The following is a 16,374-nucleotide window of genomic DNA, read 5'->3' as shown; positions in this document are numbered from 1 at the left end:
CGCCGCCGCTACCGGGCGAGGTGCCTGACCCGGTCCCACAGGGCCGGGTCCACCTCGCCCACCCGGCGCCGGAAGTCCCCCACCGGGACCCGGCGCAGCTCCTCCGTCTCCAGGAAGCCCACCCGGCCGCGCGCGTCCCCGACCGCGCCGGGCGGCAGCGCGATCACCCCGGGCCGGCCCTCCCGGTCCCGGCTGGTGATCTTCGCGACCAGGGCCCGCCGCCCGCGCACCGCGAGCACCAGGCAGGGCCGGTCCTTCGCCCCGGGCCCGTCCTCGAAGGGCACCCGCGCCCACCAGATCTCCGCCGGCCGCGGCCGGGGCGCCCGCTCCCGCGGCCCCCGGGGACCCCGGGGCGGGCGCCGGGTACCGGCCGGCCGTCGCCCCCGGCCCCAGCCGTCGACCACCGAGGCCACGAGGGCCAGCAGCACCACCGCCGCCAGAGCGAGCCACCATGACGTGTCCATAGCCACGACCGTATCGGCGCGCGGAGCCCTCGCACGCCCCCTCCGCGGCCCCGTGCGCCCCGCGTCCAGCCGAACCGGTGACACCACAGGTGAGTTCGCCCACAACCGCCCCTGGCGGAGGAGCGACCCGAGGATTCCCGCCTTACGCTCGACGGACCGTACGCCCCCCGCCACTCCCCCCACCCGCCAGCGGAGGTTTCTGCAGCATGAAGCTCACCGTCGTCGGCTGCTCGGGGTCGTTCCCGTCCGCGGAATCGGCCTGTTCGAGCTACCTCGTCGAGGCCGACGGCTTCCGGCTGCTCCTCGACCTGGGCAACGGCGCCCTCGGCGAGCTGCAGCGCCACTGCGGTCTCTACGACCTCGACGCGATCTTCCTCAGCCATCTGCACGCGGACCACTGCATCGACATGTGCGGCTACTTCGTGGCGCGCTACTACCGGCACGACGGCGGGCGCTGCGCCCCTCTGCCGGTCTACGGTCCCGAGGGCACCGAGCACCGGCTGACCACCGCGTACGCCGACACCCCGTCCGCGTCGTCGATGAGCGAGGTCTTCGACTTCCACACGGTCAAGCCGTCCAGCTTCGAGATCGGCCCCTTCACCGTGCACACCGAGCGCGTCGCCCACCCCGTGGAGGCCTACGCCATCCGCGTCGAGCACGGCGGGCGCTCGCTGACCTACTCCGGGGACACCGGGGTCACCCCGGTGCTGGACGAACTGGCCCGGGACACCGACCTGTTCCTGTGCGAGGCCGCGTTCACGTACGGCAAGGAGGACATCCCGGACCTCCACCTCAACGGCCGCGAGGCGGGGGAGACCGCGGCGCGGGCCGGGGTCCGCCGCCTGGTCCTCACCCACATCCCGCCGTGGACGGACCCCCGGGTCAACCTGGCCGACGCCCGCCGGGCCTACCGCGGACCGGCCTCGGTGGCCGAGGCCGGCGCGGTGTACGAGATCTGACGCCGCCGGGGGCCTTCGTCCCCGGAACCCCCTTTCCGCGCAGCGGCCCGCCGTCCCCTTCTCTCCTCAGAGGGACCCGCCGCCCCCTTCTCTCCGTGCGGCGGCCCGTCGTCCCTCTCCTCCCGAGGCCACCCGGCCCCGCCCGCGGCACCTCGCCCCGGGCAGCGGCCCGCCCCGCCCGCGGCACCTCGCGCCCGGACGCACCGCACCCCCGGGCGGCGGTCGCCCGGGGGTGCGGTGGGGGTGGCGCGGTGGCGCGGGACTCCTCCGGAGTCCTACTTGGCCTCGGCCTTCTGCAGTTCGGCCAGCTCCTCGTCGGACTCGCGGCCCGGCGTCGGCAGGTTGAACCTGCTGATGGCGAAGCGGAAGACGAAGTAGTAGACCACCGCGAAGCAGAGGCCCACCAGTGCCAGGCCCCAGGGGTTGTTGGCGATGCCGAGGTTCAGGAAGAAGTCGACCGCGCCGGCCGAGAAGCCGAAGCCGTCCTTCATGCCCAGCGCCCAGGTCAGCGCCATCGAGACACCGGTGAGCACCGCGTGGATCGCGTACAGCACCGGGGCGATGAACATGAACGTGAACTCGATGGGCTCGGTGACACCGGTCACGAACGAGGTGAGCGCGAGCGAGAACATCATGCCGCCGACGACCTTGCGGCGCTCGGGGCGGGCGCAGTGCACGATCGCGAGACAGGCCGCGGGCAGCGCGAACATCATGATCGGGAAGAAGCCGGTCATGAACTGTCCGGCGGTCGGGTCGCCGGCGAGGAAGCGGGCGATGTCACCGCTCTTGCCCTCGTAGTCGCCCGCCTGGAACCACGGGAAGGAGTTCAGCAGGTGGTGCATGCCGATCGGGATGAGCGCGCGGTTGGCGACGCCGAAGATACCGGCGCCCGCGGCACCCGAACCGACCAGCCACTCACCGAAGTTGTGCAGACCCGTGCCGAGCACCGGCCAGACGTAGCCGAAGACGATGCCGAGCAGCAGGCCCGCGAAGGCGGAGAGGATCGGCACCAGGCGGCGACCGCCGAAGAAGCCCGCCCAGTCGGGCAGCTTGGTCCGGTAGAAGCGCTGGTAGAGCAGCGCCACCACGAGGCCCATCACCACACCGCCGAGGACCTTGGCGTCCACCGGCGCGTCCGTCATGACCACCTTGCCGTCGACGGCCTTGGCGATCTGCGGGAGGTTCTTGTCGGTGAACGTGGCCAGCACGTTCTTGAAGACGAGGTAGCCGACGACCGCAGCGAGCGCGGTCGAGCCGTCCGACTTCTTGGCGAAGCCGATGGCGATGCCCACGGCGAACAGCAGCGCCATGTTGTCCAGGATCGCGTTGCCGCCGGCCGCCATGAACCCGGCTATCTTCGTCAGGAAGGCCGGGAACTCCGGCCGGCCCAGCATGTCGTCGTTGCCGAGACGCACCAGGAGCGCGGCGGCGGGCAGCACGGCCACCGGCAGCATGAGGCTGCGGCCGATGCGCTGCAGAACAGACATCACACCGGCACCCTTCTTCTTGTCGGCCGCGGGCGCGGCGCTGTCCGTGGACACAACTTCCTCCATTGAGACAGGGGTGCCGGCCCGGACGGGGGAGAGGGGGACGGCGGCAGACAGGTCTACACCACTCAGCAGTGGTTTAGACCTGTTGTACACGATGAAGGCCATGTAAGGAACCCGTGATTCCGCGACGGGACCGCTACGCGGAGTGCCGGGCCGGGACACCCCGGCCGGACGCCCGGGAAGGCCGGCGGAGGGCGGCGCGCGGCCGCCCGGGAACCCGCCGTCCGGGGGCCGGATTCCTTGCCCAGGGTGCCATGCGGCCCTTGCGCGGCCAAGACCCCGGAGCCTCCTCGCCCACCGCCGCCCCGGTCCGGGCGCCATGGGGAGCGGCGGCCCCCGGGCCCCCGGTGGACACGTTGCGTGACGATGCGCTCGCCCGGCGGCGGCCCCGCGCCCGCGCCGACACCGGCCCCCGCGCCCCCTCCCCGGGACCCCCGCACCTCCTCCCCGAAGCCCGCACCCCGTTCCCGAAGCCCGCACCCCGTTCCCGGAGGCCGCGCTCCCTCCCCGCTCCGGCCGTACCTCCCCCCGCGCCCCGAGGTGTTCCCGCCGCCCCGGCCCGGAAGGGGCCCCGTCCGCCCCGGCCCGGAAGAGGGCCCGTCCGCGCCCGTCCGGAAGGGCCCCGCACGCACGGGCGCCCGGCCGGATCGTTCCGGCCGGGCGCCCCCGCGGTGCCGCCCGTCCGGCGGCGCGCGGTCTACTTGGTGACGTCCTCCACCTCGTCCTCCGGCTCCCGGCCCGGAGTCCTCAGGTCGAACTTCATGATCGCGAACCGGAAGACCGCGTAGTACACCGCCGCGAAGCCCAGGCCGATCGGGATGATCAGCCACGGCTTGGTCGCCAGGTTCCAGTTGATGATGTAGTCGATCAGGCCCGCCGAGAAGCTGAACCCGTCCTTCACCCCCAGCGCCCAGGTCAGCGCCATCGACACACCGGTGAGCACCGCGTGGATCGCGTACAGCACCGGCGCGATGAAGAGGAACGAGTACTCCAGCGGCTCCGTGATGCCCGTCACGAACGACGTCAGCGCCACCGACAGCATCAGGCCGCCGACCTCCTTGCGGCGGTGCGGCTTCGCGCAGTGCGTCATCGCCAGCGCCGCGGCCGGCAGCGCGAACATCATGATGGGGAAGAAGCCCGTGGTGAACTGACCCGCGGTCGGGTCGCCCGCCAGGAACATGTTGATGTCACCGTGCACCACCGTGCCGTCCGGCTTGGTGTAGCTGCCGAACTGGAACCACATCGGCACGTTGAGGAACTGGTGCAGCCCGATCACCAGCAGCGCCCGGTTGGCCAGGCCGAACACGCCCGCGCCCCAGGCGCCGATCCCGTTCAGCCAGTCGCTGAAGCTCTCCAGCGCGTCACCGATCGGCGGCCAGATCCACAGGCACACCGCGGCGAAGAGGATCGCCACGAACGCCATGATGATCGGCACCAGCCGGCGGCCGTTGAAGAAGCCCAGCCAGTCCACCAGCTTCGTACGGTGGAAGCGCTGCCAGAAGTACGCCGCCATCAGTCCCATCACGATGCCGCCGAACACCCCGGGGTTCTGGAAGACGAACGACGTCACGTCGCCCGAACCGTCGGTCGCCTGGCAGCCGACCTGCGGCACCACCTTCGACCCCCCGGGGCAGTCCTCCGGGAACTGGCGCAGCACGTTGTAGTAGACGAGGAAGCCCGCCACCGCCGCCAGCGCGGTCGAACCGTCCGACTTCTTGGCCATGCCGATCGCCACGCCCACGCAGAACAGCAGCGGGAGCCCCAGTGAACCGTCCAGCAGCGCACCGCCGGCACCGGTCATCACCTTGGAGACGTTGGTCCAGCCCAGTCCGTCGTCGCCGAAGACGTCCGGCTGCCCCAGGCGGTTGAGAATGCCCGCCGCGGGCAGGACCGCGATGGGCAACTGGAGACTCCGGCCCATCTTCTGCAGTCCCTGGAACAGAGTGTTCCAACGGGCACGAGCGGGGCCAACCGCGGCATCGGCACTCATCCGGTCTCCCTCCGGCCGTCCTGAGGCGGTGGTTTGGCGGCCGTTGGTCGGGTGGTGTAGACCAGTTGACGAACGGTTCCGCTGTCGTGACGCCATCATTCGGTACATGCCGGACGACCGCTCGCGAAGATGGGCCAACTGTGGGTTACTGCCACAAAGCGGTTTCGGATCAGGGAGAACGAACATGGCCAGCAAGGCTGAGAAGATCGTCGCCGGCCTCGGCGGCATCGACAACATCGACGAGATCGAGGGGTGCATCACGCGCCTGCGCACCGAGGTCAACGACCCCGCCCTGGTCGACGACGCCGCGCTGAAGGCCGCCGGCGCCCACGGCGTGGTCAAGATGGGGACCGCCATCCAGGTCGTCATCGGCACCGACGCCGACCCGATCGCCGCGGAGATCGAAGACATGATGTGAACCACCGGTTCACCGCCCGAGGGGCCCCTCCGTCACGGAGCGGGCCCCTCCGGCATGCCCCCTCCTTGCGGGGGAGGGACCCCTCCGGACGGGCCCGCTAGGCTCACCCGCATGTCACGCATCGACGGCCGCACCCCCGAACAGCTCCGCCCCGTCACCATCGAACGCGGCTGGAGCAAGCACGCCGAGGGCTCCGTCCTCGTCTCCTTCGGCGACACCAAGGTGCTCTGCACCGCCTCCGTCACCGAGGGCGTCCCCCGCTGGCGCAAGGGCAGCGGCGAGGGCTGGGTCACCGCCGAGTACGCCATGCTGCCCCGCGCCACCAACACCCGCGGCGACCGCGAGTCCGTCAAGGGCCGCATCGGCGGCCGCACCCACGAGATCAGCCGCCTCATCGGACGCTCCCTGCGCGCGGTCGTCGACTACAAGGCCCTCGGCGAGAACACCGTCGTCCTGGACTGCGACGTCCTCCAGGCCGACGGCGGCACCCGCACCGCCGCCATCACCGGCGCCTACGTCGCCCTCGCCGACGCCGTCACCTGGGCCCAGGGCCGCAAGATCGTCAAGGCCGGGCGCAAGCCCCTCGTCGGCACCGTCTCCGCCGTCTCCGTCGGCATCGTCGGCGGCACCCCGCTCCTCGACCTGCGCTACGAGGAGGACGTGCGCGCCGACACCGACATGAACGTCGTCTGCACCGGCGACGGCCGCTTCGTCGAGGTCCAGGGCACCGCCGAGGCCGAACCCTTCGCCCGCGACGAACTGAACGCCCTCCTCGACCTCGCCGCCGCCGGCTGCGCCGAGCTGACCCGCGCCCAGCGCGCGGCCCTCGAAGCGGTCTCCGGCCAGTAGGTCCGGCCCGGCTCCCCCGGAGACACCCGCGGGGCCCCGCGCATCCCCGGAAGCCCCCGGAGGACAGGGGGAGGGGCTCACCGGGGGCGCGGAAGGGCGGCCGGCCGCGCAACTCGGCCGCCCCCGGAGGCGTCCACACCAGTACAGCAGCACGGGCGTACGGCAGCACCGCCGTACGCCCGGCGCCGTACCGAACCCGGGCCGCCCGGCCCGGTCACCAGGGGAGGACCGAAAACCATGGCCGCGACCCGACGCAGCCGCCGTACCGCCACAGCCGCCGCGGTCCTGGCGGCCGTCGCCCTCACCGCCGGACTGACCACCGGCTGCGACGCCGTCGGCAAGGCGCTCGACTGTGTCACGACCGCCGACGCCATCGCGGACAGCGTCACCGACCTCCAGCAGACCGTGGAGAGCGCGCCCGACGACCCCGCCCGGCTCAAGGAGTCCCTCGACGCCATCGAGAAGAACATCGACGACATCAAGGAGGAGACCGACGACGCCGACGTCGGCAGGGCCGTCGAACGGCTGGGCGCGGCCGTCGGCGGCATCCGCACCGCCGTGGACGACGGCGACACCACCCCCGACCTCAGCCCCCTCACCGACGCGGCGGGCGAACTGACCAAGGTCTGCACCCCGTAGGGGCCGTCCCGTGCGCCGCGGTGGATCAGCACGGCCGCCGGGGAGCACGGGACCCCGGCCGGACGGCGGGTGACGGCGGCGCGGGGGCGGCCGGGATACTGGACCCCATGAGCCGCCTGATCCTCGCCACCCGCAACGCCGGAAAGATCATCGAACTGAGGGCCATCCTCGCCGACGCCGGACTGCCGCACGACCTCGTCGGCGCGGACGCCTACCCCGACGTCCCCGACGTCAGGGAGACCGGCGTCACCTTCGCCGAGAACGCCCTCCTCAAGGCCCACGCCCTGGCCCGCGCCACCGGCCTGCCCGCCGTGGCCGACGACTCCGGGCTCTGCGTCGACGTGATGAACGGGGCCCCCGGCATCTTCTCCGCCCGCTGGGCCGGCCGCCACGGCGACGACCGGGCCAACCTCGACCTGCTCCTCGCCCAGCTCGCGGACATCGCCGACGAGCACCGCGGCGCCCACTTCGCCTGTGCCGCCGCCCTCGCCCTGCCCGACGGCACCGAGCGCGTCGTCGAGGGCCGGCTGACCGGCACCCTGCGCCACGAGCCCGCCGGAACGGGCGGCTTCGGCTACGACCCGGTCCTCCAGCCCGAGGGCGGGACCCGCACCTGCGCCGAACTGACGGCCGCCGAGAAGAACGCCGTCAGCCACCGCGGCAAGGCCTTCCGCGCCCTGGTCCCGGTGGTCCGGGAACTGCTGGGCTGAGCGCGCGAAGGCCCCCGCACCGTGAAGGAGCGGGGGCCGGAACACAGTGCGCCCGGTCGGATTCGAACCGACAAACACAACCACCTAAAGATTGCCGCTCGGCCATTGGCGTACGGGCGCCCGACCCGCCCCATGCTACTGGGGAACGCCGGGGCGCCGCTGCCCGCCTCCGCGCCAGGTCCCGGTCGCCGCGTGGCAGTTCGGACACGGCGGCCGGGGATTCGCCCGCCGGCCGTCGCTCCGGTCGCCGTCGATGCGACCGCCCTCCAGCGGTGGCGGCCGGCCGCGCCGGACCGTCCGCACGTCGCGGAGGGCGCACCGCTCCGGAGGCTGACGTGCGGGTGGTGCCCGCCGACGGCGTCCGGTCCCGGACGCGGCGGCACCCGCGCGGTCGCGGTCCCGTACGGAGTGACGGTCCGGATGCCGGACGGTCGCGCGTGGAACGCGGAAGGGCCCGTACCGGGTCCTCGGTGCCGGTACGGGCCCTGCGGGGGATCCCTCAGATGCCCAGGTCCTTGATGATCTTGGCTACGTGGCCGGTCGCGCGGACGTTGTAGAGGGCGCGCTCGACCCTGCCCTCCTCGTCCACGACGATCGTGGAGCGGATGACGCCCAGATAGGTGCGGCCGTAGTTCTTCTTCTCGCCGTAGGCGCCGTAGGCCTCCAGGACCTTCTTGTCGGGGTCGGCGAGGAGGGTGACCTTCAGGGACTCCGCCTCGCGGAACTTCGCCAGCTTCGCGGGCTGGTCGGGGGAGACGCCGATCACGTCGTACCCGGCGCCGGCCAGCAGCTCCAGGTTGTCGGTGAAGTCGCACGCCTGCTTGGTGCAGCCGGGGGTGAGGGCCGCGGGGTAGAAGTAGACGATGACCTTGCGGCCCTTGTGGTCGGACAGGGACACCTCGGTGCCGTCGGCGTCCGGGAGGGTGAAGGCCGGGGCCCCGTCGCCGGGCTGGAGTCGCTCGCTCATCGATCCAGCGTAACCGGGGGTGCCGACCGTGCGGGGCGGCGTGGAGCTGACAGACTGTCCGGGACAGCGTCAGCAGACTTCGGAGGCCCCACGGTGGCGGACACGTCGGACACCAGAACCCCGGCGCAGATCGAGGCGGACATCAGGCGCCGCCGCGAGACCCTGGCCGAGACGCTCGACGAGATCGGGGTGCGGGTGCACCCCAGCACGATCGTCGGCGACGCCCGCGCCCGGGTCGCGTCGAGTGTCGACCACACACTCGGGCGGGCGTACGTCGGGGTGAACCGCGCGCTCAGCGGGGTGCGGGCGCGGTTCGTGGACGAGGAGGGCGCTCCGCGGCCGGAGCGGATCGTGCCCGCGGTGCTCCTCGCCGCCGGTGTGGTGGGGCTGGTCGTCCTGGGCACCCGGCGGCGCGGGGACTGAGGCGGGGCAGGTAGGTTCTGGTCCGTGAGCGCCAACAGAAACGAGCCCGGCAGCCCGGACGACAAGCTGCCCATCCGCATGCTCCACGACCGCGTCCTCGTGCGTCAGGACGCCAGAGAGGGCGAGCGCCGTTCCGGGGGCGGCATCCTCATCCCCGCCACGGCGGCGGTCGGCAAGCGGCTGGCCTGGGCCGCGGTGGTCGCGGTGGGGCAGAACGTGCGCACCGTGGAGCCGGGTGACCGGGTGCTGTACGACCCGGAGGACCGGGCCGAGGTCGAGGTGCGGGGCACCGCGTACGTGCTGATGCGCGAGCGGGACCTGCACGCCGTGGCCGCCGACCGGTTCGAGGGGTCGGAGGACTCCACGGGGCTGTACCTCTGACACCGCGGGGCCGGTGCCGCCGCCGGCGCCGGGCCCCCGCCGGGACATCTCCCGGCCCGTACCCGCCCGTTCGTGCCCGAGGGGCCGGTGACCGAGGTCACCGGCCCCTTCGCGTGCCCTTTGCTACGGTGGGGGCATCCCGACGAGACGCGCCGTACCGGGTCAAAGGAAAAGACGACGCACCCCCGTTCCCCTTTTTCTTCGCGGAGGTGCCGTCATGGCGTGGGTTCTGCTGGTCATCGCCGGTCTGCTGGAGGTCGGCTGGTCGATCGGGATGAAGTACACCGACGGGTTCACCCGGCTGGTGCCCAGTCTGTTCACCGGTGCCGGGATCGTCGTCAGCATGGTGCTGCTCTCCTACGCGGCCCGGACGCTGCCCATCGGCACCGCCTACGGCGTGTGGGTCGGCATCGGCGCGGCCGGCGCGGCGGTGCTCGGCATGCTGGTGCTCGGTGAGCCGGTCACCGCCGCCCGGATCTTCTTCATCTCGCTGCTGCTGGTCGCCGTGGTGGGGCTGAAGGCGACCTCGGGTCACTGACGCCGGGGCGGGGCCGGCGGGCTGCCGCTCGGCTGCCCGGTGCCCGGTGTGGCGCCGCCCCCGCCGGCCCCGGCCGGGTCGCCGGTGCCCTCGGGGGTGCCCTCGCCGTCCCCGGTGCCCTCACCCATCCCCTCGCCGTCCTGGGCGGTGCCGGGTCCGGTGCCGGGGGCGCCCGCGGTGGGGCCGGTGCTGGCTCCGGCGGTGCCGCTGTTGCCGTTGCTGCCGCCGGGCTCGGTGCCGGTGTCCGGGCCGGGGGTGCCGGTGGTGGTCTCCTCGTCGTCGCCCGGGGTCTCGGCGGTGTCGCCGCCGGGGCTCTCGCCGGTGCCGGGGGAGGCGGAGGCGTCGTCCTCGGGGGGCTCGGTGGCGTCCGCGCCCGGCTGGAGCCGGAGCTGGAAGTCGGTGACCGGCTGGCCCTCCAGGGCGTCGCGGGTGTACTGGGCCCAGATCTCGGCGGGCGCCCCGCCGCCGTTGATCCGGTCCAGGCCCATCACGCCGTACAGCGGCATGTGCTTGGCGTTCACCGGGTCCTGGCCCATCACGGCGACGACGGTGACCAGGTCGGGGGTGTAGCCCGCGAACCAGGCGGCCGTGTCCTGCTCGGCGGTGCCGGTCTTGCCCGCGGCGGGGCGCCCCGCGGCCAGGGCGGCGGTGGCGGTGCCCTGCTGGACGACGCCGCGCAGCACGGCGGTGGTGGTGTCGGCGGCCTCGCGGCTCACCGCCTGGCGCTCGCGCCGCTCGGGCAGCTCGACCTCGTGGGTGCCGTCCCGGACGACCTTCTCGACCAGCGTGTACGTGCCGTGCCGGCCGTGGTTGGCGAGCGTGGCGTAGGCCTGGGCCATGTCCAGGGGGCTGGCGGTGGCGGTGCCGAGCGCGAGGGCCGGTCCCTCGGGCATCTCGGGGGTGTCGGGGGACAGACCGAGGTCGATCGCGGTCTGCCGGACCTTGGCACCGCCGACGTCCACGGCCATCTGGGCGTACACGGCGTTCACCGACTTGTCGGTGGCCTCGCGGACGGTGATGTGGCCGTAGTCGTGGTGGTCCTCGTTCTCGGGGGCGTAGCGTCCGCCGGGCCAGCCCTCGACGGGGCGTTCGCTGGTGCCGTCGTAGCGGGTGTTGGGCTTGATCACGCGGCCGTCCTGGGTCTCGGCGTGGTTCTCGACGGCCGAGGCGAAGACGAACGGCTTGAAGGTGGAGCCGACCTGGAAGTCGCGGCGGGTGGCGTTGGGCGTGTACTGCTTCACGTAGTCGATGCCGTTGTACATCGCGACGACCTTGCCGGTCCTCGGGTCGATGGAGGCGCCGCCCGCGCGGACGTAGGTGTCGGCCTTGCGCTCCTTGTCGAGGCGGGCGACCAGCTTCTCGTCGACGGCCCGGACGAACGCGTCCTGCTTGTTCTTGCGCAGGGTGGTGGTGATGCGGTAGCCGCCGCGCTCGAGCTCGGCCTCGTCGACGATCCCGTTCTGGATCAGGTGGTTCTTGACGATGCCGACGACGTAGCCGCGCTGGCCGGACATGCCGGTGGAGGCGGTGGACGCCTTGGGCTCGGGGAAGGTCAGCCCGCCCCGTTCGGTGGCGGTGAGCCACCGCTGCTTGACCATGCCGTCCAGCACGTAGTTCCAGCGGGCCCGGGCGGCCGCGGTGTTCTCCGGGTGGGCCACGACGTCGTACTGGCTGGGGGCGTTCAGCAGGGAGGCCAGGTAGGCGCCCTGGGCGGCGGTGACGTCCTTCGCGTCGATGCCGTAGTAGGCCTGCGCGGCGGCCTGGATGCCGTAGGCGCCCCGGCCGAAGAAGCTGGTGTTGAGGTAGCCCTCCAGGATCTCGTTCTTGCTCTTCTCCCGGTCGAGCTTGACCGAGATGAAGAACTCCTTCACCTTGCGGGTGACGGTCTGCTCCTGGGCCAGGTAGTAGTTCTTGACGTACTGCTGGGTGATGGTGGAGCCGGACTGCTTGCCCTTGCCGGTGGCGGTGTTCCAGCCGGCCCGGATCATCGCCTGGGGGTCGACGGCGGACTCGGTGTAGAAGTCGCGGTCCTCGGCGGCCAGGACGGCGTGCTGGGCGTCCTCGGAGATCCGTTCCAGGGCGACGTTCTCCCGGTTGACCTCGCCGTCGCGGGCGAGGACGGTGCCGTCGGCGTAGAGGTAGACGTTGCTCTGCTTGGTGGCGAGGGCGTTGGCCGAGGGGATCTGCACCAGTGAGTAGCCGAGGAAGAAGCCGCCGACCACCAGCAGGGCGGCGAGGACGAAGGTGCCCAGCACCATGCGCCAGGTGGGGATCAGCCGCCCCCATCCGGTCCGCTTCGGCCGCTTGGACTTCTTCTTCCCGGCGGCTCCCGGACCCCCGGGCTCCGGGGCGCCCGCGGTCTGCGGCTCCCTCGGTTCCCAGCCCTGGTGCGGCTGCTGGGGCTGCGGCTCGTCGCTCATGTCGTGCACGGACTCCTGTTTCGCGTCGTACGGTCCCGTACGGCCTTGTGCGCTTCTGCGCCCTCTTGACGCCTCTGGTGAAGACTCTCGCACCGGGTGTTCCGTTCCCGCCCGACGGCACACGTGCCGGAAAAAACCCGTGGCCGGACCCGCCGCCCTCGCACTAGGCTCCTGCGCTTCGGTGCCGGGCGGAGGAGGGGACGGTGGGTGTGGGTTCGGGACGGTTGTACGCGGCCGTGGCGGCGGGGGGATTCCGACGTTACGCGACATACCGGACGGCCACCGCCGCGGGAGTCTTCACCAACACGGTCTTCGGGCTGGTCCTGGTGTACACCTATCTCGCCCTGTGGGACGAGAAACCGCAGCTCGGCGGCTACGACCAGGCCCAGGCGGTGACCTACGTATGGCTCGGGCAGGCGCTGCTGTCCACGCTGGCGATCGCGGGCGGGGGCGTCGAGGACGAACTGATGGAGCGCATCCGTACGGGTGATGTCGCCGTCGATCTGTACCGGCCGGCCGATCTCCAGCTCTGGTGGCTGGCGGCGGACGTCGGCCGGTCGCTGTTCCAGTTGCTGGGGCGCGGAGTGGTGCCGTTCGTGTTCGGATCGGTCTTCTTCCCGATGGCGCTGCCGGGTGACGTGGCGACCTGGGCGGCGTTCCTGGTGGCGGTGGGGCTGGCGATGGTGGTCGGCTTCGCGCTGCGGTTCCTGGTGGCGCTGTCGGCGTTCTGGCTGATGGACGGCGTGGGGACGACGCAGCTCGCGATGATCGCGGGGATGTTCTGCTCGGGCATGCTGCTGCCGCTGAACGTGTTCCCGGGCACGCTGGGCGAGGTGGTGCGGGTCCTGCCGTGGTCGTCGCTGCTCCAGGCGCCGGCGGACGTGCTGCTGGGGGAGGCCGACCCGTGGGGGACGTTCGCCTTCCAGGGGGCGTGGGCTGTGGTGCTGCTGGGGGCGGGGCGGCTGGTGCAGGCGGCGGCGACACGGCGGGTGGTGGTCCAGGGTGGCTGAGACGGGGACGGCGGGGGCGGCGCGGGCGGCGGGTCCGGGGCCGGGCGCGCTCGGGGACGGGGACGGGGACGGGGACCGCCGGGGCGGGCGGGTCGCGGAGGGGGTGCGGGCCTACGGTCTGATCGCCGCCATGTGGATCAGGTCGGCCCTGGCCTACCGGACCTCGTTCGTGCTGATGGCGGTCGCCAACTTCGTGATGAGCGGGCTGGACTTCGTCGCGATCCTGCTGATGTTCTCCCGGGTCGAGGCGCTCGGCGGCTACGGGCTGCCCGAGGTGGCGTTCCTCTACGGGCTGTCCGCGGTCGCCTTCGGCCTGGCCGACCTGGCGATCGGCCCCGCCAACCGGCTCGGCTCGCGGGTGCGCGACGGGACGCTGGACGTCCTGCTGGTGCGTCCGGCGCCGGTGCTGGCCCAGGTGGCGGCGGACCGGTTCGCGCCGCGCCGGGTGGGCCGGGTGCTCCAGGGCTCGCTGGTGCTGGGGTACGCCCTGACGAGGATCGACGTGGAGTGGACGGCGGACCGGCTGCTGCTGATGCCGGTGATGATCGTCAGTGGGGCGGGGATCTTCTGCGCGGTGATGGTGGCGTCGGGCGCCTTCCAGTTCGCCGCGCAGGACGCCTCGGAGGTGGCGAACGCGTTCACCTACGGCGGGACGACGCTGCTCCAGTACCCGCCGACGGTGTTCGCGCGGGAGATGGTGCGCGGGGTGACCTTCGTGGTGCCGCTGGCCTTCGTCAACTGGCTCCCGGCGAGCCATGTGCTGGGGCGGCCGTTCCCGGTGCGGCTGCCGGAGTGGGTGGCGTTCGCGCCGCCGCTGGTGGCGGTGGCCTGCGCGGCGCTGGCGGGGCTGGCCTGGCGGGCGGGGCTGCGGTCGTACCGGAGCACGGGGAGCTGAGGGATGGGACGCGGAGTGGACGGTACGGGCGGGAGGAGCGGGGACGTGACGGAGGCGGGCGGACCGGGGGCGCGGGGGGATGCGGCGGTGCCGGGGGGCCCGGTCGCGCCGGAGGCCGCGCCGTTGCCGGAGGAGGGGGCGGCTCCGGAGCACGGGGCGGCTCCGGAGGCGACGGCGGCTCCGGAGGGGGCGGTGGGCGCGGCGGCCGGGTCCGACGCGGGCTTCATCACGCTGGACGGCGTCGAGAAGGTCTTCGACGTGCGCCGGCGCACCGGTCCGCTGCGGCGCGAGCGGCGGCGGGTCCGGGCGGTGGACGGGCTGTCGTTCACGGTGGCGCGCGGCGAGGTGGTCGGGTTCATCGGCCCGAACGGCGCGGGGAAGTCCACCACGATCAAGATGCTCACCGGCATCCTGACGCCGAGCGGCGGACGGCTGCGGGTGGCGGGCATCGACCCGTCCCGGGACCGCATCCGGCTCGCGCGCCGGATCGGTGTCGTCTTCGGCCAGCGCACGACCCTCTGGTGGGACCTGCCGCTGATCGACTCCTACCGGCTGATGCGCCGCATGTACCGGGTGCCGGAGGCCCGTTACCGGGAGAACCTGGACCGCTGCGTCGAACTCCTCCAGCTGGAGGACCTGTTGGACGTTCCCGTGCGTCAGCTCTCGCTGGGGCAGCGGATGCGCGGCGACATCGCGGCGGCGCTGCTGCACGACCCGGAGGTGCTGTACCTGGACGAGCCGACGATCGGACTGGACGTCGTCTCCAAGGCCCGGGTGCGGGAGTTCCTGCGCGACCTGAACACGGAGCGCGGCACCACGGTCCTGCTCACCACGCACGACCTCCAGGACATCGAGCAGCTCTGCTCCCGGGTGCTGGTCATCGACCACGGGCGGCTGATGTACGACGGCTCCCTCGCCGGGCTGCACGGGACGGGCCGGAGCGAACGGACCCTGGTGGTGGACCTGGAGCGGGAGCTGCCGCCGATCGAGGTGCCGCCCCCGGCCCGGGTGGTGCGGGTGGAGGGCCCCCGGCAGTGGCTGGCGTTCCCGGCGTCGGAACCGGCGGCGGGGCTGGTCGGCGGGATCGCGGCCCGCTACCCGCTGGTCGACCTGTCGGTGCGGGAACCGGACATCGAGGCCGTGATCGCCCGGATGTACGCGGACCGGACGGGCGGGTAGCGCGGGGCGGGAGGATACGGCGCCTGCGACTTCGTCGTAACCCGGGAGGGCGACGGGCGGTTCCTGGAGGTGAACCCCAGTGGGCAGTACGGATCCATCGAACAGGCGACCGGCCTGCCCATCACGGCCGCGATCTGCGACTACCTGGGGGGGGAACCGACCGGTGTCGAACACACCGGGCCCCTGGTCGGCAGGGCGCGGACGCGACTGAACACGATCGGCTTCGACCCGCGCGTCCGGCACGGCGACGGCGCGCGCGGCCTGCCCGCCGGTGCCGTGTACGACAGGATCACCGCGCCCGCGTCCGTCCGCCGCGTCCCACCCGATCGGGTGACCCACCTGCGGACGGGAGGCATCATGGTCGTCCCGGTCAGGAGCACCCTCGCAGGCGGTTCGGTCGTCCGGCTCACCAAGCTCGCCGACGGGGCCGCCGCCGGCCGCTTCCTGCACACGCCCGCCGCGTCCATGCCCCTCAGGAGCGGCGCGGAGGCAGCGGTGCCCATCCCCGCTCTCCCGGACGGCCCCGGTGCGGAAACCCGGCTCTCGGGGCGCGTGCTGGACGATTGGACGTCCTCGTTCTTCGCCCAGCTCCACCTGCCCCCCGGTCTCGTACGCGCCTACGGGCTGAACGACACCAGGCTGCACGTCACCACCCCGTACGATCCCGCCGACGGCTCCGTGGCCCGCGTCGAGGACACCCCGGACGGTCCGACGGTGGTCACCGTCGGGGGACCGCGAGATCCGTGGGGACCGGTGGAAGCCGCCCACGAGCTGTGGCTGCGGCTCAACCGGCCCCGCCGCGAATGGTTCACCGTCGAGGCCACCGCGAGTGAACGGACCGTGGCCTGCGCCGCCCCCGGCGGGCGCGTCCATCGCTGGAGGTTGCAGAGGTGACGCCCGCCGGCCCGGAACCTCCGGCCGCGGTACCGCTCCGTCCTCCGGAAGGGACGGGCGCGTGGTGGGCGGGTGGGGGCAACTCGTA

General features: G+C 73.0%; 17 protein-coding genes, 1 tRNA gene and 1 riboswitch. Of the genes, 12 read left to right on the top strand and 6 right to left on the bottom strand.

The features are described from left to right. Positions 1-8: 8 nt before the first annotated feature. Complete coding sequence (locus tag ACZ7LB_RS07240) at positions 9-464, bottom strand: type II toxin-antitoxin system PemK/MazF family toxin (protein WP_471465901.1); 456 nt, start codon at positions 462-464, stop codon at positions 9-11. A gap of 206 nt (positions 465-670) precedes the next feature. Between ACZ7LB_RS07240 and ACZ7LB_RS07235 the strand changes: the two genes are divergently transcribed. Then, positions 671-1,423: an MBL fold metallo-hydrolase gene (locus ACZ7LB_RS07235; RefSeq protein WP_161225764.1), complete on the top strand. Its 753-nt coding sequence runs from the start codon at positions 671-673 to the stop codon at positions 1,421-1,423. 275 nt (positions 1,424-1,698) lie between these two features. On the opposite strand, the gene ACZ7LB_RS07230 is transcribed toward ACZ7LB_RS07235, so the two are convergent. Both ACZ7LB_RS07230 and ACZ7LB_RS07225 read right to left on the bottom strand, forming a co-directional pair. After that, positions 1,699-2,976 (bottom strand): PTS transporter subunit EIIC, encoded by a 1,278-nt coding sequence (locus tag ACZ7LB_RS07230; protein WP_471465899.1) that lies wholly within the window; start codon positions 2,974-2,976, stop codon positions 1,699-1,701. A 694-nt stretch (positions 2,977-3,670) separates the two neighbouring features. Next, positions 3,671-4,963, bottom strand: a complete 1,293-nt coding sequence (locus ACZ7LB_RS07225; RefSeq protein WP_471465897.1) for a PTS transporter subunit EIIC — start codon at positions 4,961-4,963, stop codon at positions 3,671-3,673. Positions 4,964-5,147: 184 nt separating this feature from the next. Between ACZ7LB_RS07225 and ACZ7LB_RS07220 the strand changes: the two genes are divergently transcribed. The 4 genes from ACZ7LB_RS07220 (at position 5,148) to rdgB (ending at position 7,579) form a co-directional block, all read left to right on the top strand. Continuing rightward, entirely contained in the window at positions 5,148-5,381 is a 234-nt protein-coding gene (locus ACZ7LB_RS07220; protein WP_356196196.1) for a PTS sugar transporter subunit IIB, read from the top strand. A 111-nt stretch (positions 5,382-5,492) separates the two neighbouring features. Next, the gene (gene rph / locus ACZ7LB_RS07215; protein WP_471465895.1) at positions 5,493-6,230 is read left to right on the top strand and encodes a ribonuclease PH; all 738 of its coding nucleotides are present in this window, start codon (positions 5,493-5,495) and stop codon (positions 6,228-6,230) included. 237 nt (positions 6,231-6,467) lie between these two features. Beyond that, positions 6,468-6,869 carry a hypothetical protein gene (locus ACZ7LB_RS07210; protein WP_471465893.1) on the top strand — a complete coding sequence of 134 codons (402 nt, stop codon included), beginning with the start codon at positions 6,468-6,470 and terminating at the stop codon, positions 6,867-6,869. Between the two features lie 107 nt (positions 6,870-6,976). Then, positions 6,977-7,579 carry an RdgB/HAM1 family non-canonical purine NTP pyrophosphatase gene (gene rdgB / locus ACZ7LB_RS07205; protein WP_471465891.1) on the top strand — a complete coding sequence of 201 codons (603 nt, stop codon included), beginning with the start codon at positions 6,977-6,979 and terminating at the stop codon, positions 7,577-7,579. Between the two features lie 47 nt (positions 7,580-7,626). On the opposite strand, the gene ACZ7LB_RS07200 is transcribed toward rdgB, so the two are convergent. Further along, positions 7,627-7,699: transfer RNA gene (locus ACZ7LB_RS07200), tRNA-Leu, on the bottom strand. A gap of 379 nt (positions 7,700-8,078) precedes the next feature. After that, the gene (gene bcp / locus ACZ7LB_RS07195; protein ID WP_471465889.1) at positions 8,079-8,546 is read right to left on the bottom strand and encodes a thioredoxin-dependent thiol peroxidase; all 468 of its coding nucleotides are present in this window, start codon (positions 8,544-8,546) and stop codon (positions 8,079-8,081) included. 93 nt (positions 8,547-8,639) lie between these two features. Here bcp and ACZ7LB_RS07190 point away from each other — a divergent pair, with 93 nt between their 5' ends. The 3 genes from ACZ7LB_RS07190 (at position 8,640) to ACZ7LB_RS07180 (ending at position 9,888) form a co-directional block, all read left to right on the top strand. After that, the gene (locus ACZ7LB_RS07190; RefSeq protein WP_471465888.1) at positions 8,640-8,969 is read left to right on the top strand and encodes a DUF3618 domain-containing protein; all 330 of its coding nucleotides are present in this window, start codon (positions 8,640-8,642) and stop codon (positions 8,967-8,969) included. Between the two features lie 78 nt (positions 8,970-9,047). Next, entirely contained in the window at positions 9,048-9,350 is a 303-nt protein-coding gene (locus ACZ7LB_RS07185) for a GroES family chaperonin (protein WP_471466066.1), read from the top strand. 110 nt (positions 9,351-9,460) lie between these two features. Next, positions 9,461-9,534: riboswitch (guanidine-III (ykkC-III) riboswitch) on the top strand. Between the two features lie 33 nt (positions 9,535-9,567). Continuing rightward, complete coding sequence (locus tag ACZ7LB_RS07180; RefSeq protein WP_161225774.1) at positions 9,568-9,888, top strand: DMT family transporter; 321 nt, start codon at positions 9,568-9,570, stop codon at positions 9,886-9,888. Here the strand turns inward: ACZ7LB_RS07180 and ACZ7LB_RS07175 are convergent. Then, positions 9,882-12,308, bottom strand: coding sequence for a transglycosylase domain-containing protein (locus ACZ7LB_RS07175; protein ID WP_471465886.1), 2,427 nt, complete (start codon positions 12,306-12,308; stop codon positions 9,882-9,884). The genes ACZ7LB_RS07180 and ACZ7LB_RS07175 overlap by 7 nt on opposite strands. Before the next feature lie 209 nt (positions 12,309-12,517). Between ACZ7LB_RS07175 and ACZ7LB_RS07170 the strand changes: the two genes are divergently transcribed. From ACZ7LB_RS07170 to ACZ7LB_RS07155, 4 genes are all read left to right on the top strand, one after another. Continuing rightward, positions 12,518-13,318 (top strand): ABC transporter permease, encoded by an 801-nt coding sequence (locus ACZ7LB_RS07170; protein WP_471466065.1) that lies wholly within the window; start codon positions 12,518-12,520, stop codon positions 13,316-13,318. Beyond that, entirely contained in the window at positions 13,311-14,213 is a 903-nt protein-coding gene (locus ACZ7LB_RS07165) for an ABC transporter permease (RefSeq protein ID WP_471465884.1), read from the top strand. The genes ACZ7LB_RS07170 and ACZ7LB_RS07165 overlap by 8 nt, the downstream gene beginning before the upstream one ends. Before the next feature lie 192 nt (positions 14,214-14,405). Next, complete coding sequence (locus ACZ7LB_RS07160) at positions 14,406-15,392, top strand: ABC transporter ATP-binding protein (RefSeq protein WP_471465882.1); 987 nt, start codon at positions 14,406-14,408, stop codon at positions 15,390-15,392. Between the two features lie 69 nt (positions 15,393-15,461). Continuing rightward, positions 15,462-16,286: a protein-L-isoaspartate O-methyltransferase family protein gene (locus ACZ7LB_RS07155; RefSeq protein ID WP_471465880.1), complete on the top strand. Its 825-nt coding sequence runs from the start codon at positions 15,462-15,464 to the stop codon at positions 16,284-16,286. Positions 16,287-16,374: the final 88 nt, after the last annotated feature.

The sequence above is a fragment of the Streptomyces sp. NPDC107521 genome (genome assembly GCF_055598485.1).
This window is presented reverse-complemented; position numbering and strand designations above follow the sequence as displayed.

Excerpts from the sequence above, each read along its gene's own strand:
- ACZ7LB_RS07185 (WP_471466066.1), top strand. The coding sequence starts at position 9,048 with ATGCTCCACGACCGCGTCCTCGTGCGTCAGGACGCCAGAGAGGGCGAG.
- ACZ7LB_RS07235 (WP_161225764.1), top strand. The coding sequence starts at position 671 with ATGAAGCTCACCGTCGTCGGCTGCTCGGGGTCGTTCCCGTCCGCGGAA.
- ACZ7LB_RS07220 (WP_356196196.1), top strand. The coding sequence starts at position 5,148 with ATGGCCAGCAAGGCTGAGAAGATCGTCGCCGGCCTCGGCGGCATCGAC.
- ACZ7LB_RS07210 (WP_471465893.1), top strand. The coding sequence starts at position 6,468 with ATGGCCGCGACCCGACGCAGCCGCCGTACCGCCACAGCCGCCGCGGTC.
- rdgB (WP_471465891.1), top strand. The coding sequence starts at position 6,977 with ATGAGCCGCCTGATCCTCGCCACCCGCAACGCCGGAAAGATCATCGAA.
- ACZ7LB_RS07180 (WP_161225774.1), top strand. The coding sequence starts at position 9,568 with ATGGCGTGGGTTCTGCTGGTCATCGCCGGTCTGCTGGAGGTCGGCTGG.
- rph (WP_471465895.1), top strand. The coding sequence starts at position 5,493 with ATGTCACGCATCGACGGCCGCACCCCCGAACAGCTCCGCCCCGTCACC.
- ACZ7LB_RS07230 (WP_471465899.1), bottom strand. The coding sequence starts at position 2,976 with ATGGAGGAAGTTGTGTCCACGGACAGCGCCGCGCCCGCGGCCGACAAG.
- ACZ7LB_RS07225 (WP_471465897.1), bottom strand. The coding sequence starts at position 4,963 with ATGAGTGCCGATGCCGCGGTTGGCCCCGCTCGTGCCCGTTGGAACACT.
- ACZ7LB_RS07175 (WP_471465886.1), bottom strand. The coding sequence starts at position 12,308 with ATGAGCGACGAGCCGCAGCCCCAGCAGCCGCACCAGGGCTGGGAACCG.
- ACZ7LB_RS07240 (WP_471465901.1), bottom strand. The coding sequence starts at position 464 with ATGGACACGTCATGGTGGCTCGCTCTGGCGGCGGTGGTGCTGCTGGCC.
- bcp (WP_471465889.1), bottom strand. The coding sequence starts at position 8,546 with ATGAGCGAGCGACTCCAGCCCGGCGACGGGGCCCCGGCCTTCACCCTC.